Source organism: Rhizobium sp. LEGMi-198b, assembly GCF_054114205.1.
On record NZ_JBSYVH010000004.1, the window covers coordinates 470,213 to 484,125 of the forward strand.

A 13,913-nucleotide genomic window follows, 5' to 3' on the forward strand; every position below is an offset into this window, starting at 1 on the left:
AAGCGGCTGGGCCGTCCAGCCGCTTCCTCCTTGCACAGGCGGGTATTTCCCCATGCAGCCCATGCCCGACTATTCCATCAGCGTCGTCGAACATCTAAAGACGCTGACGGCTTCCGGATCGCTTCAGGTGGATTCGGCGCAGATGGATGTCGCAAAATCCCTCGATCGCGTGCTTGCCGATCTCAAGCGGAAGCGACCGGCGACCAAATCGAGCGCGCTTGGCTGGATGTTTGCCGCGCGCAAGAGGCCGACGGGGATCGTTCGTGGCCTCTACATCCATGGCAGTGTCGGGCGCGGCAAGACCATGCTGATGGACATGTTCTTCAACATGGCGCCTTGCAGCAAGAAACGTCGGGCACATTTCCATGAGTTCATGGCGGATGTGCACAACCGCATCGCTGCTCACCGGCTGAAGTTCAAGAATGGCGAGACCAAGCAGGCCGATCCGGTACCGCCGGTCGCAGCCGACCTTTATGGTCAGGCGGAGCTGCTGTGCTTCGATGAATTCACCGTGACCGATATCGCCGATGCGATGATCCTGTCGCGGCTGTTTTCCGAATTGTTTTCGCTCGGCTGCGTCTTGGTTGCCACATCGAATGTCGAGCCGGACAATCTCTATCGCGATGGCCTCAATCGCGGCCTGTTCCTGCCTTTCATCGATCTTTTGAAACGCCATGTCGATGTCGTCACGCTGGACTCGCCAACGGATTACCGCATGGAGAAGCTGAATAGCCAGCCGGTCTATCTGACCCCGATCAATGATCGCACCGATATGGCAATGGATGCGTCGTGGGTGCAGGTGCTGCACGGACGCAAGGCACAGCCGTCAGACATTCCGATGAAGGGGCGTTCCATCCATGTGCCGCTCGCCGTCGATCGCGCGGCGCGCTTCTCGTTCGCCGATCTCTGTGAAGCGCCGCTGGGTGCGGCCGATTTTCTGGCCATCGCCAATCGGTTCGACACGATATTTCTCGACCGCGTTCCGAAGCTCGGGCCGGAAAAGCGCAACCAGACCAAGCGCTTCATCATTCTCATCGACACGCTTTACGATCATGCCATCCGGCTTTACGTTTCGGCCGAGGTGATGCCGGAGGAGCTTCTGATCGAAAAACGCGGCACGGAAGGCTTCGAGTTCGACCGCACCGCATCGCGGCTTTTCGAGATGCGCAGCGCGGAATATCTTGCCCAGACTCAGGCAAAACGCGCCGCCGAGTAACGCTTTGGTGACAAAATGTCTTACGTTTACGTAAGACATTTTCGATCTAACCGATTGAAATACCTGATCCAAAAATAATCAATTGCCAATTTCGACCTTTGGGTCTATGCGATTGGCGGCAATGGTGGATGCCTTGCAAGGTGTCCCGCCACGGATTTTGATCGCAAAGGATACACCGAAATGGCGCGCAACAAGATCGCACTTATTGGTTCTGGCATGATTGGTGGCACGCTGGCGCATCTCGCCGGCCTGAAAGAATTGGGCGACATCGTCCTGTTCGACATCGCGGACGGCATTCCCCAGGGCAAGGGTCTCGACATCGCCCAGTCTTCTCCTGTCGAAGGCTTCGACGCCAACCTCACCGGCGCCAGCGACTATTCCGCGATCGAAGGCGCTGACGTCTGCATCGTCACCGCCGGCGTTCCCCGCAAGCCGGGCATGAGCCGCGACGATCTTCTCGGCATCAACCTCAAGGTCATGGAACAGGTCGGCGCCGGCATCAAGAAATATGCCCCGGACGCTTTCGTGATCTGCATCACCAATCCGCTCGACGCCATGGTCTGGGCTCTGCAGAAGTTCTCGGGCCTGCCGACCAACAAGGTCGTCGGCATGGCTGGCGTGCTCGACTCGTCGCGCTTCCGCCTTTTCCTCTCCCAGGAATTCAACGTCTCCGTCGAAGACGTCACCGCTTTCGTTCTCGGCGGCCACGGCGACTCGATGGTGCCGCTCGCCCGTTACTCCACCGTTGCCGGCATTCCGCTGACCGACCTCGTCACCATGGGCTGGGTCACCAAGGAACGCCTCGAAGAAATCATCCAGCGCACCCGTGACGGCGGCGCCGAGATCGTCGGCCTCCTGAAGACCGGCTCGGCCTACTATGCTCCGGCCGCTTCCGCCATCGCGATGGCCGAATCCTACCTCAAGGACAAGAAGCGCGTCCTGCCGTGCGCTGCCTACCTCTCCGGCCAGTACGGCGTGAAGGACATGTATGTCGGCGTTCCCACCGTCATCGGTGCCGGCGGCATCGAGCGCGTCATCGAGATCGACCTGAACAAGGCCGAGAAGGAAGCCTTCGACAAGTCCGTCGCAGCCGTTGCCGGCCTCTGCGAAGCCTGCGCTACCATCGCGCCGTCGCTGAAGTAATTTCCGCGTTCCAATAGGGATAAATCCATGAACATTCATGAATACCAGGCCAAGGCTCTGCTGAAGACCTATGGCGCACCCGTCGCGGACGGCGTTGCCATTTTCTCCGCCGATGAAGCCGAAGCCGCCGCAAAGCAGCTTCCGGGCCCGCTTTATGTCGTCAAGAGCCAGATCCATGCCGGCGGTCGCGGCAAAGGCAAGTTCAAGGAACTCGGCCCCGACGCCAAGGGCGGCGTTCGCCTCGCCAAGTCGATCGAGGACGTCGTTGCCAACGCCAAGGAAATGCTCGGCCACACGTTGGTGACCAAGCAGACCGGCCCGGCCGGCAAGCAGGTCAACCGCCTCTACATCGAAGACGGCGCCGATATCGACCGCGAGCTCTACCTCTCGATCCTGGTCGACCGCTCGGTCGGCAAGGTTGCCTTCGTCGTTTCGACCGAAGGTGGCATGGACATCGAGACCGTTGCACACGACACGCCGGAAAAGATCATCACCGTCGCCATCGACCCGTCGACCGGCGTTACGGCTGCCAACTCGGCTGCCCTATCCGACGCGCTGAAGCTCGAAGGCGCTGCCCGTGAAGACGCTGCCAAGCTCTTCCCAGTCCTCTACAAGGCCTTTGTCGAAAAGGACATGGCCCTGCTCGAAGTCAACCCGCTGATCGTCATGACCAACGGCAACCTGCGCGTCCTCGACGCCAAGGTCTCCTTCGACGGCAACGCGCTGTTCCGCCACGAGGACATCGTTGCGCTGCGCGACACGACTGAGGAAGACGCCAAGGAAATCGAAGCGCACAAGTATGACCTCGCCTATGTCGCCCTCGACGGCAACATCGGCTGCATGGTCAACGGCGCCGGCCTTGCCATGGCGACCATGGACATCATCAAGCTCTACGGCGCAGAGCCGGCGAACTTCCTCGATGTCGGCGGCGGCGCTACCAAGGAAAAGGTCACCGCGGCCTTCAAGATCATCACCGCCGATCCGGCTGTCGAAGGCATCCTCGTCAACATCTTCGGCGGCATCATGAAGTGCGATGTCATTGCCGAAGGCGTGCTCGCAGCTGTCAAGGAAGTCGGTCTGAAGGTTCCGCTCGTCGTTCGCCTCGAAGGCACGAACGTCGAGCTCGGCAAGAAGATCATCAACGAATCCGGTCTCAACGTCATCTCCGCTGATGACCTGGACGATGCCGCCCAGAAGATCGTGAAGGCAGTCAAGGGCTGATCGGGATGGCTGCTTCCTTCGCTCCAACGGCTGCTCATCTTCGCCTCGGTGCCTTCGCCGGCACCTGGGAAGGGGAAGAGCATGTCGCGGCCTCGGCCTGGACGAAGGAAGGAAAGGCAACCGCGCAGCTCACGGCCGAGTGTCTGTTCGGCGGATTTTTCGTCGAACAGCGCTACGTGCAGACGCGGGACGGCAGCACATCGTTCGAAGCCCGGAACATTCTCGGCTTCGACGCTGCGGATCAGGCCTACAAGCTCTATCAGTTCGATACGGTCGGCTTCGTGCCCGCCGCGCCGGCTTCCGGCGAGTGGATCGACGACAAGCTTGTCCTGACCAAGGTCTCGCCGCGCGGTCAACAACGCACTCTCTTCCAGTTCGAAAATGAAGACTGCTACCGCATGGGCGTCACTTTCTCGCCCGCCGGCAGCGATACATGGCAGGAGGTCGTCAGCGGCGTCTATCGTCGCGTTGCCTCCGCGTCTTCCAACCTCTCGTAACAAAGGCCTCGCATGTCTATTCTCATCAACAAAGACACCAAGGTCCTGGTTCAGGGCCTGACCGGCAAGACCGGTACTTTCCACACTGAACAGGCGCTTGCCTATCACGGCACGAAGATGGTCGGCGGTATCCACCCTTTCAAGGGCGGTGAAACCTGGGCCGGCAAGGACGGCGAAAAGCTGCCGATCTTCAAGTCCGTCGCCGAAGGCAAAGAAGCAACCGGTGCCAACGCCTCGGTCATCTACGTGCCGCCGGCAGGCGCTGCGGCCGCGATCCTCGAAGCGATCGAAGCCGAGATCCCGCTGATCGTCTGCATCACGGAAGGCATTCCGGTCGCCGACATGGTCAAGGTCAAGGACCGTCTCATCAAGTCGAAGTCGCGCCTGATCGGGCCGAACTGCCCGGGCGTTCTGACCCCGAACGAATGCAAGATCGGCATCATGCCGGGCTCCATCTTCAAGAAGGGCTCCGTCGGCGTTCTCTCGCGTTCCGGCACGCTGACCTATGAGGCCGTGTTCCAGACCACCAATGAAGGCCTCGGCCAGACGACGGCTGTCGGCATCGGCGGCGACCCGGTCAAGGGCACCGAATTCATCGACGTCCTGGAAATGTTCCTCGCCGACGACGAAACCAAGTCGATCATCATGATCGGCGAAATCGGCGGCTCGGCGGAAGAAGACGCCGCGCAGTTCCTCAAGGACGAAGCCAAGAAGGGCCGCAAGAAGCCGATGGTCGGCTTCATCGCCGGCCGCACGGCACCTCCCGGCCGCACGATGGGCCATGCCGGCGCCGTAATTTCCGGCGGCAAGGGCGGCGCGGAAGACAAGATCGCAGCGATGGAATCGGCAGGCATCCGCGTGTCGCCGTCGCCGGCGCGTCTCGGCAAGACGCTGGTAGAAGTCCTGAAGGGCTGATCCTACCTATTGCAAGACCCGGACGGGAAGCGGCAGTCGCCAGCCCGTCCGGCCTTCGAATTCGTAAAAGCAGATACGTGATCCCAAGGGATCGCGGACGAAATATGGTCGCCGGATTTCCATAAGCCGGCAAAGCAAACAAGTCGGGAGGCGGACGAGAGCGTCCGCATATCACCATGGCAAGGCAAGAAGCCAACGAGCAATTTCAGATCACCTCGTTCCTGGACGGCGCCAACGCTGCTTATATCGAGCAGCTTTATGCGCGCTTCGAGGAAGACCCATCGTCGGTCTCCGACGAATGGCGGTCGTTCTTCAAGGCACTGGAAGACAGTCCTGACGATGTGAAGAAGGCGGCCAAGGGCGCCTCCTGGCAGCGCAAGAACTGGCCGATCCAGGCAAACGGCGAGCTCGTCTCCGCGCTCGACGGCAACTGGGGCATCGTCGAGAAGGCGATCGAGACCAAGGTGAAGGCCAAGGCCGAAGCCGCAGGTAAGCCGACGGACACCGCCGACATTCTGCAGGCGACGCGCGATTCTGTCCGCGCCATCATGATGATCCGCGCCTATCGCATGCGCGGCCACCTGCACGCCAAGCTCGACCCGCTGGGTATCGCCGCTGCGGTCGAAGACTACAAGGAGCTGTCGCCGGAAGCCTATGGCTTCACCGAGGCCGACCTCGACCGCAAGATCTTCATCGATAACGTGCTCGGCCTCGAATATGCGAGCGTGCGCGAGATGATGGAAATCCTCGAGCGCACCTACTGCTCGACGCTCGGCGTCGAATTCATGCATATCTCCAATCCGGAGGAGAAGGCCTGGATTCAGGAACGCATCGAGGGCGTCGACAAGGGCATCGCCTTCAGCGCGGAGCGCAAGAAGGCGATCCTGCAGAAAGTGATCGAATCCGAGGGCTACGAGCAGTTCCTTGACGTCAAGTTCAAGGGCACGAAGCGTTTCGGCCTCGATGGCGGCGAATCGCTCATCCCGGCACTGGAGCAGATTCTGAAGAGCGGCAGCCAGCTCGGCCTCAAGGAAGCCGTGTTCGGCATGGCCCATCGCGGCCGTCTCAACGTGCTTTCCCAGGTCATGGGCAAGCCGCACCGCGCCATCTTCCATGAGTTCAAGGGCGGCTCCTACGCGCCGGACGAAGTCGAAGGCTCGGGCGACGTCAAGTACCATCTCGGCGCCTCCTCGGACCGCGATTTCGACGGCACCAAGGTGCACGTTTCGCTGACAGCCAACCCGTCGCATCTGGAAATCGTCAATCCGGTTGTCATGGGCAAGGTCCGCGCCAAGCAGGATATGAGCGCCACTCTCTGGGACGGCGATATCATTCCGCTCTCCGAACGCGCCAAGGTCGTGCCGTTGCTGATCCACGGCGACGCCGCTTTCGCCGGTCAGGGCGTCGTGGCTGAAATCCTCGGCCTATCCGGTCTGCGCGGCCACCGTGTCGCCGGCACGATGCACGTCATCATCAACAACCAGATCGGCTTCACCACCAATCCGGCTTTCTCGCGTTCGTCGCCCTATCCGTCCGACGTCGCCAAGATGATCGAAGCGCCGATCTTCCACGTCAACGGCGACGATCCGGAAGCGGTGGTCTATGCGGCCAAGATCGCGACCGAATTCCGCATGAAGTTCCACAAGCCTGTTGTGGTCGACCTGTTCTGCTACCGCCGCTACGGCCACAATGAAGGCGACGAGCCGTCCTTCACGCAGCCGAAGATGTACAAGGTCATTCGCGCCCACAAGACGGTGCTGCAGCTCTATTCCGAGCGGCTGGTCGCCGAAGGTGTCTTGAGCGAAGGCGAAGTCGAGAAGATGAAGGCCGACTGGCGCGCCCATCTCGAACAGGAGTTCGAGGCCGGCCAGTCCTACAAGCCGAACAAGGCCGACTGGCTGGACGGCGAATGGTCGGGCCTGCATACGGCTGACAATGCCGACGAGCAGCGTCGCGGCAAGACTGCGGTGCCGATGAAGACGCTGAAGGATATCGGCCGCAAGCTGTCGGAAATTCCGGCCGGCTTTCATGCGCATCGCACCATCCAGCGCTTCATGGAAAACCGTGCTGGCATGGTCCAGACAGGCGAAGGCATCGACTGGGCAATGGCGGAAGCGCTCGCTTTCGGCTCGCTCGTGGTCGAAGGCCACAAGATCCGTCTGTCCGGTCAGGATTGCGAGCGCGGCACGTTCTCGCAGCGTCATTCGGTTCTCTACGATCAGGAAACCGAAGATCGCTACATCCCGCTCGCCAACCTGTCGCCGACCCAGGCCCGCTACGAAGTCATCAACTCGATGCTGTCGGAAGAGGCGGTTCTCGGCTTCGAATACGGCTATTCGCTGGCCCGTCCGAATGCGCTGACGCTGTGGGAAGCGCAGTTCGGTGACTTCGCCAACGGTGCGCAGGTCGTGTTCGACCAGTTCATCTCGTCGGGCGAACGCAAGTGGCTGCGCATGTCCGGCCTCGTCTGCCTGCTGCCGCATGGCTATGAAGGTCAGGGTCCGGAACACTCTTCGGCCCGCCTGGAACGCTATCTGCAGCTCTGTGCCGAAGACAACATGCAGGTCGCCAACGTCACGACGCCGGCGAACTACTTCCATATCCTGCGTCGCCAGTTGAAGCGTGACTTCCGCAAGCCGCTGATCCTGATGACGCCGAAGTCGCTGCTGCGCCATAAGCGTGCGGTATCGGGCCTGGCGGAGATGGCGGGGGAAACCTCCTTCCATCGCCTGCTCTGGGACGATGCGGAAGTGATCAAAGACGGCCCGATCAAGCTGCAGAAGGACGCCAAGATTCGTCGCGTCGTCATCTGCTCGGGCAAGGTCTATTACGACCTGCTGGAAGAGCGCGAGAAGCGCGGCATCGACGATATCTACCTGCTGCGTATCGAACAGCTCTATCCGTTCCCGGCCAAGGCGCTCATCAACGAGCTCAGCCGCTTCCGCAATGCGGAGATGGTCTGGTGCCAGGAAGAGCCGAAGAACATGGGCGCATGGTCCTTCATCGATCCGTATCTGGAATGGGTGCTCGCCCATATCGACGCTAAGTACCAGCGGGTTCGCTACACCGGCCGTCCGGCCGCCGCCTCTCCCGCGACGGGCCTGATGTCCAAGCATCTGGCGCAGCTCGCTGCATTCCTTGAGGATGCGCTCGGCGGTTAAGGCATGAGCCGGAAAGGGGGTGCGCGATGGCCTATTTTCATCTGAAACTTGTGCCGCCGCGCCCCAGCTTCCCGCATGACGCCACAGGGGAGGAGATGGCCGCCATGCAGAAACACGCCGCTTATTGGCGCGATCATGCAAGTGGCGGAACAGCTGTTATCGTCGGTCCGGTTTTCGCGGCCGATGGTGCTTTCGGCATGGCTGTCCTCGACGTGGAAGACGCCGATGCCGCTAAGGCGCTTGGCGATGCCGATCCCGTCCTTCTCGCCGGGCTCGGTTTCCGCATCGAAATCTCGCCGATGCCCTCACTCATTCTCCGGCCGTCCGTCGCCGGTAATTCTATCTCAGTCATAACGACGAAAAATCAGGATCTGAACAATGGCCACTGAAATCCGCGTTCCTACCCTCGGCGAATCCGTCAGCGAAGCGACCGTCGGTACCTGGTTCAAGAAGGTCGGCGATGTCATCAAGGCTGATGAGCCGCTTCTCGAACTCGAAACCGACAAGGTGACGATCGAAGTCCCTGCGCCTTCGGCCGGCACGCTTTCCGAAATCGTTGCCCAGGCCGGCGAAACCGTAGGCCTCGGCGCGCTGCTCGGCCAGATCTCCGCCGGCAACGGTGCTGCGGTTGCTCCGGCCCAGGCTACCGCACCGGCCGCTGCTGCCGCGTCTGCACCGGTCGCCGCTGCACCAGTCGCCGCACCGGCTTCCGCCATGCCGGCTGCTCCGGCCGCCGCCAAGCTGCTCGCCGAAAACAATCTTTCCGCCGATCAGGTCGATGGCAGCGGCAAGCGCGGCCAGGTCCTGAAGGGTGATGTCATCGCCGCCGTCGCCAAGGCTGCCTCGGCGCCTGCCGCCGCACCGGCTGCTCCGGTTGCCGCCCGCGCCCCGACCACCGTCGAAGATGCCGGCCGCGAAGAGCGCGTGAAGATGACGCGCCTGCGCCAGACGATCGCCAAGCGCCTCAAGGATGCGCAGAACACCGCCGCCATGCTCACCACCTATAACGAGGTGGACATGAAGGCCGTCATGGACCTGCGCAACAGGTACAAGGACATCTTCGAGAAGAAGCATGGCGTGAAGCTCGGCTTCATGGGCTTCTTCACCAAGGCAGTCACGCACGCGCTGAAGGAACTCCCGGCCGTCAACGCCGAGATCGACGGCACCGACATCATCTACAAGAACTACTGCCACATCGGCGTTGCCGTCGGCACGGACAAGGGCCTCGTGGTTCCGATCGTGCGTGATGCCGACCAGATGTCGATCGCCGGCATCGAGAAGGAAATCGGCCGCCTCGGCAAGGCAGCCCGTGACGGCCAGCTCTCCATGGCCGACATGCAGGGCGGTACCTTCACCATCTCCAACGGCGGCGTCTACGGCTCGCTGATGTCCTCGCCGATCCTGAATGCGCCGCAGTCGGGCATTCTCGGCATGCACAAGATCCAGGAGCGTCCGGTCGCCATCGGCGGCCAGGTCGTCATCCGCCCGATGATGTATCTGGCGCTCTCCTACGATCACCGCATCGTCGACGGCAAGGAAGCGGTTACCTTCCTCGTGCGCGTCAAGGAAAGCCTGGAAGATCCGGAACGTCTGGTTCTCGATCTCTAAGGGAGCGCTGGCTCATGTCGAAATGGCCCATGCGGACGATGCGCGGACTCTTGTGCGCCGTCGCCGCGTGGATGCCATTTTCCGCCGCCGCGGATGATTTCGACGTTGCCAAGCTCAGCAGCAATCTCGATCTGGCGTCGCTGAGCGACGCCGATCTCGCCGCCCGGTCGATCACTGTCTTTCACATGGGCGATGTCGAATTGACGTCCGGCCGCATCGTCGCCAGCGATCCTCTGGTCGGGCCGGATCGTCCGGCCTTCGTCCGGACCGTTGCGCCGGGCAACTATCCCGTGTCCATCTACAAGGCCTTCGGCCGCGTTGCCGCGGCCGGCCTGCGCTTTGCCGATGGCAAGCCGGCGCGCTGGGAGCTGGCGCTCATTCCCGGCCAGGATATCAAGTCGCTGAAGAACGACGAGTTCTTCGGTTATCCGGTCGATGCCGGTCTCGGCTGCTATATGGATGCGGAAACATACGCCCTGATCCAGGAACGGGAGCAGCAGGTCCGCACCCAGAAGTCCGCCACCGACATCAATTACTACGATGATGTGCTCGCTCCCGAGATCGAGGCGAATGACGACAAATATGTCATGCATCGGCCGGTGACCGGCAAGCGCGGCAACGTCGCCGTGTTCTGGAGCGGATGGGGCGACGGTTCCTACCCGGTGTTCTGGGGGCTCGATGCGGAGGATCGCCCGCTTGTCCTTTTCACGGATTTTTGGGTGACTGAAAATGCAGACGGTCGGCACGAACCGGGGGGAGGGTGATCATGCTGGCGAACCGAGGGATGGCACGACTAGGCCCCGTGCACTGGGCGATGATGGCGTTTGCGGCAATTCCGGCGCCGGCGCTTGCGGATGAATGCGTACAGGAAAAGGCTGTTTATGGGGACATGGACGATGCCTACGAGCTGCGTTTCGAACCGGTCGATTCCGAGGCGGCGGCCACCAGCAACAAATTCAAATTCTCTGTGCGCAACACGCCGATCGTGGCGGATGGCGTGGTGATGCGCTCGGATGATCAACTGCGCGCCAACGGCCTGATCATGTTCAACTGCCCGGAAGGCGATGTGACCGGCGCCGATCTCCGCGCCTGCACTGTTTGGCAGGGCATGATCTACGCCTCTGACCTGAAGGGCAATATCGGTGTCTTGCCGGCGGAGGGCGCAGGCGCCGCGGCGCGGCTGTTCCTGCCGGCGCTCGGACCTTCGATCCGTGAATCCTCCATCTGGGGCAAAGGCAAAGCGACCGTCGCCCCCTGGGATGTCCTGACCTTGAAAGGATGCGGCGAATGACTGGCAAATCCCCTGTTCTTCTCGTCACCGGCGGCAGCCGCGGCATCGGGGCGGCAGTGTCGATTGCGGCTGCCCGGCAAGGCTGGGCCGTGGCCGTCAATTACGCTTCGAACAAGGCGGCTGCTGAGGCGGTCGTAACCGCGATCCGGGATGCCGGCGGCGAGGCGATTGCGGTCGCCGGCGATGTCGGCTCGCCTGATGATATCAGATCCATTTTCTCCACCGTCGACCAGCATTTCGGCCGGCTGGACGGTCTCGTCAACAATGCCGGCATCGTCGATCGCGTGCAGCGTCTGGATGAGATGACGCCGGAGCGCCTCGACCGCATGTTTCGCATCAACATCACCGGCTCCATGCTGGCCGCCGCGGAAGCTGTTCGCCGCATGTCCACCCGCCATGGCGGCAAGGGTGGCGCGATCGTTAACCTCTCCTCCGTGGCAGCCACCCTTGGTGGCGGTGGGCAATATGTCGATTATGCGGCTTCCAAGGGCGCGATCGATACGTTCACGCTCGGCCTGGCGCGCGAGGTGGCGGCCGAGGGCATAAGGGTCAATGCGGTGCGGCCGGGCATTATCGATACGGAAATCCACGCGGCGGCAGGCCTGCCAGACCGTGCGCGCGAGATCGCTCCGCAACTGCCGATGAAGAGGGCGGGGACCGCGGAAGAGGTGGCGGACGCCATCCTCTACCTCTTGGGGCCACAGGCATCCTATATAACGGGCGCCGTCCTCGATGTGAGCGGCGGCCGCTGATCGGAAAGGGCAGAAATCATGCAATATGTCTTGGAATTCCTCGGCCTGATGGCGGTGTTTTCGATTTTCATCGTCGCACCGGGCGCTGACTTCGCCGTCATCCTGCGCCAGAGCATCGTGCGTGGCCGCCGCGCGGCCGTCATGACCGGCCTCGGCATGGGCTTTTCGCTGCTTTTCCACGTCAGCTATACCATTCTCGGCCTCGGTCTCATCGTCTCGCAATCGCTGATGCTCTTCAGCCTGATCAAATGGGCCGGCGTCCTTTATCTCGTCTATCTCGGCATCAAGTCTTTCCGGGAGCCCGGCTTCAAGGTGAAGGAGATCGAGATCGGCGAGGAGGATCGCAAGCCGGTTTCCATCTGGCGCTGCCTGGCAACGGGTTTCATCACCAATGCGCTCAATCCGAAGCCGGTGCTGTTTTTCCTGTCGCTGTTTTCGACGCTCGTGCATCACGACACGCCGGCGCTCATTCAGTTTTCCTATGGGATCGGCATGGCGACGGCGCTCGTCGCCTGGTTTGCCGGCGTTTCCGTCTTCTTCACCGTCAAGCCGGTTCGCGATCGTTTCATCGCCGGCGGCAAATGGTTCAACCGCATCACTGGAGCGGCACTTGTCGGCTTCGGTATCCGCCTCGCATTGGCGCGGGCGACTGACTAACAGAGATACAAAACAAGGAAATTAAAACCATGTCCTACGATGTGATCATTATCGGAACCGGCCCCGGCGGCTATGTCTGCGCTATCAAGGCGGCGCAGCTCGGCCTCAAGGTGGCAGTCATCGAAAAGCGCGCCACGTTCGGCGGCACCTGCCTCAACATCGGCTGCATCCCGTCCAAGGCGCTGCTGCATGCCTCCGAAATGTTCCATCATGCCGGCCATGGCATGGACGCGCTCGGCGTCGAAGTCGCAGCACCGACGCTCAATCTTTCGAAGATGATGGCGCACAAGGATGCGACGGTGAAGGCGAACACCGACGGCGTCGCTTTCCTCTTCAAGAAGAACAAGATCGATACCTTCCAGGGCACCGGCAAGATCGTCGCTGCCGGCAAGGTTTCCGTCACGGCCGAGGATGGCAAGGTGACCGAGATAGAGGGCAAGAACATCGTCATCGCCACCGGCTCCGACGTTGCCGGGATTCCGGGCGTGTCGCTCGAAATCGATGAGAAGGTGATCATTTCGTCCACCGGCGGCATCGCGCTCGACAAGGTGCCGGCCAACATGATCGTCGTCGGCGGCGGTGTCATCGGCCTCGAGCTTGGCTCGGTCTGGTCGCGCCTCGGCGCCAAGGTCACGGTCGTCGAATATCTCGACACCATTCTCGGCGGCATGGACGGCGAAGTCTCCAAGCAGTTCCAGCGCATGCTGGCCAAGCAGGGCATCGACTTCCATCTCAGCGCCAAGGTCACCGGCGTCGAGAAGGTCGGCGACGGCGCCAAGGTCACCTTTGAGCCGGTCAAGGGCGGCGACAAGGTGGTGCTCGACGCCGATGTCGTGCTGGTATCGACCGGCCGCAAGCCCTACACGGCCGGTCTCGGCCTGGAAGAGGCAGGCGTTGTCCTCGATGTCAGGGGCCGCGTCGAAAGCGATGGCCATTTCAAGACCAATGTTCCCGGCATCTATGCCATCGGCGACGTGGTGAAGGGCCCGATGCTGGCGCACAAGGCGGAAGACGAGGGCGTGGCGCTTGCCGAAATCCTCGCCGGTCAGGCTGGCCATGTGAATTACGATGTCATTCCGAGCGTGGTCTACACGCAGCCCGAAGTCGCCTCCGTCGGCAAGACCGAGGAAGAGCTGAAGGCCGCGGGCATCGCCTACAAGGTCGGCAAATTCCCCTTCACCGCCAATGGCCGCGCCCGCGCCATGCTGGCGACGGACGGTTTCGTCAAGATCCTGGCGGACAAAGAGACTGACCGCGTTCTCGGCGGCCACATCGTCGGCTTCGGCGCTGGCGAGATGATCCACGAGATTGCCGTGCTGATGGAATTCGGCGGCTCGTCGGAAGATCTCGGCCGCACCTGCCATGCGCATCCGACCATGTCGGAAGCCGTAAAGGAAGCCGCGCTCGCGACCTTCTTCAAGCCGATCCATATGTAAATTATAGAGACGTATC

The 13,913-nt window shown here is 61.7% G+C and carries 13 protein-coding genes; all 13 read left to right on the forward strand.

Annotated features, from left to right (window positions below; translation table 11 throughout):
* Positions 1-52 precede the first annotated feature (52 nt).
* The 13 genes from zapE to lpdA all read left to right on the forward strand — a co-directional run bounded on the left by zapE (position 53) and on the right by lpdA (position 13,897).
* Positions 53-1,216, forward strand: coding sequence for a cell division protein ZapE (gene zapE, locus ACXHXG_RS18765; RefSeq protein ID WP_457900237.1), 1,164 nt, complete (start codon positions 53-55; stop codon positions 1,214-1,216).
* Positions 1,217-1,396: 180 nt separating this feature from the next.
* Complete coding sequence (gene mdh / locus ACXHXG_RS18770; RefSeq protein ID WP_283047790.1) at positions 1,397-2,359, forward strand: malate dehydrogenase; 963 nt, start codon at positions 1,397-1,399, stop codon at positions 2,357-2,359.
* Positions 2,360-2,386: 27 nt separating this feature from the next.
* On the forward strand, positions 2,387-3,580 hold the full coding sequence (sucC, locus tag ACXHXG_RS18775) for an ADP-forming succinate--CoA ligase subunit beta (RefSeq protein WP_457900238.1): 1,194 nt from the start codon (positions 2,387-2,389) through the stop codon (positions 3,578-3,580).
* Between the two features lie 5 nt (positions 3,581-3,585).
* Positions 3,586-4,077 (forward strand): DUF1579 family protein, encoded by a 492-nt coding sequence (locus ACXHXG_RS18780; protein ID WP_457900239.1) that lies wholly within the window; start codon positions 3,586-3,588, stop codon positions 4,075-4,077.
* Between the two features lie 12 nt (positions 4,078-4,089).
* On the forward strand, positions 4,090-4,992 hold the full coding sequence (gene sucD, locus ACXHXG_RS18785) for a succinate--CoA ligase subunit alpha (RefSeq protein WP_457900240.1): 903 nt from the start codon (positions 4,090-4,092) through the stop codon (positions 4,990-4,992).
* Positions 4,993-5,168: 176 nt separating this feature from the next.
* The gene (locus ACXHXG_RS18790) at positions 5,169-8,153 is read left to right on the forward strand and encodes a 2-oxoglutarate dehydrogenase E1 component (protein WP_104824599.1); all 2,985 of its coding nucleotides are present in this window, start codon (positions 5,169-5,171) and stop codon (positions 8,151-8,153) included.
* A gap of 26 nt (positions 8,154-8,179) precedes the next feature.
* Positions 8,180-8,542 carry a YciI family protein gene (locus ACXHXG_RS18795; protein ID WP_457900241.1) on the forward strand — a complete coding sequence of 121 codons (363 nt, stop codon included), beginning with the start codon at positions 8,180-8,182 and terminating at the stop codon, positions 8,540-8,542.
* Entirely contained in the window at positions 8,532-9,761 is a 1,230-nt protein-coding gene (odhB, locus tag ACXHXG_RS18800; protein WP_283047782.1) for a 2-oxoglutarate dehydrogenase complex dihydrolipoyllysine-residue succinyltransferase, read from the forward strand. Before ACXHXG_RS18795 ends, odhB begins: the two co-directional genes overlap by 11 nt.
* Before the next feature lie 14 nt (positions 9,762-9,775).
* Entirely contained in the window at positions 9,776-10,525 is a 750-nt protein-coding gene (locus ACXHXG_RS18805) for a DUF4241 domain-containing protein (protein ID WP_457900242.1), read from the forward strand.
* A 20-nt stretch (positions 10,526-10,545) separates the two neighbouring features.
* Entirely contained in the window at positions 10,546-11,052 is a 507-nt protein-coding gene (locus tag ACXHXG_RS18810; protein WP_457900296.1) for a hypothetical protein, read from the forward strand.
* A complete protein-coding gene (locus ACXHXG_RS18815) occupies positions 11,049-11,804 on the forward strand; it encodes an SDR family oxidoreductase (RefSeq protein ID WP_457900243.1) in 756 nt (251 codons plus the stop codon). The genes ACXHXG_RS18810 and ACXHXG_RS18815 overlap by 4 nt, the downstream gene beginning before the upstream one ends.
* Before the next feature lie 18 nt (positions 11,805-11,822).
* Positions 11,823-12,461, forward strand: a complete 639-nt coding sequence (locus ACXHXG_RS18820) for a LysE family translocator (protein WP_457900244.1) — start codon at positions 11,823-11,825, stop codon at positions 12,459-12,461.
* A gap of 29 nt (positions 12,462-12,490) precedes the next feature.
* Complete coding sequence (lpdA, locus tag ACXHXG_RS18825) at positions 12,491-13,897, forward strand: dihydrolipoyl dehydrogenase (protein ID WP_457900245.1); 1,407 nt, start codon at positions 12,491-12,493, stop codon at positions 13,895-13,897.
* Positions 13,898-13,913 lie beyond the last annotated feature (16 nt).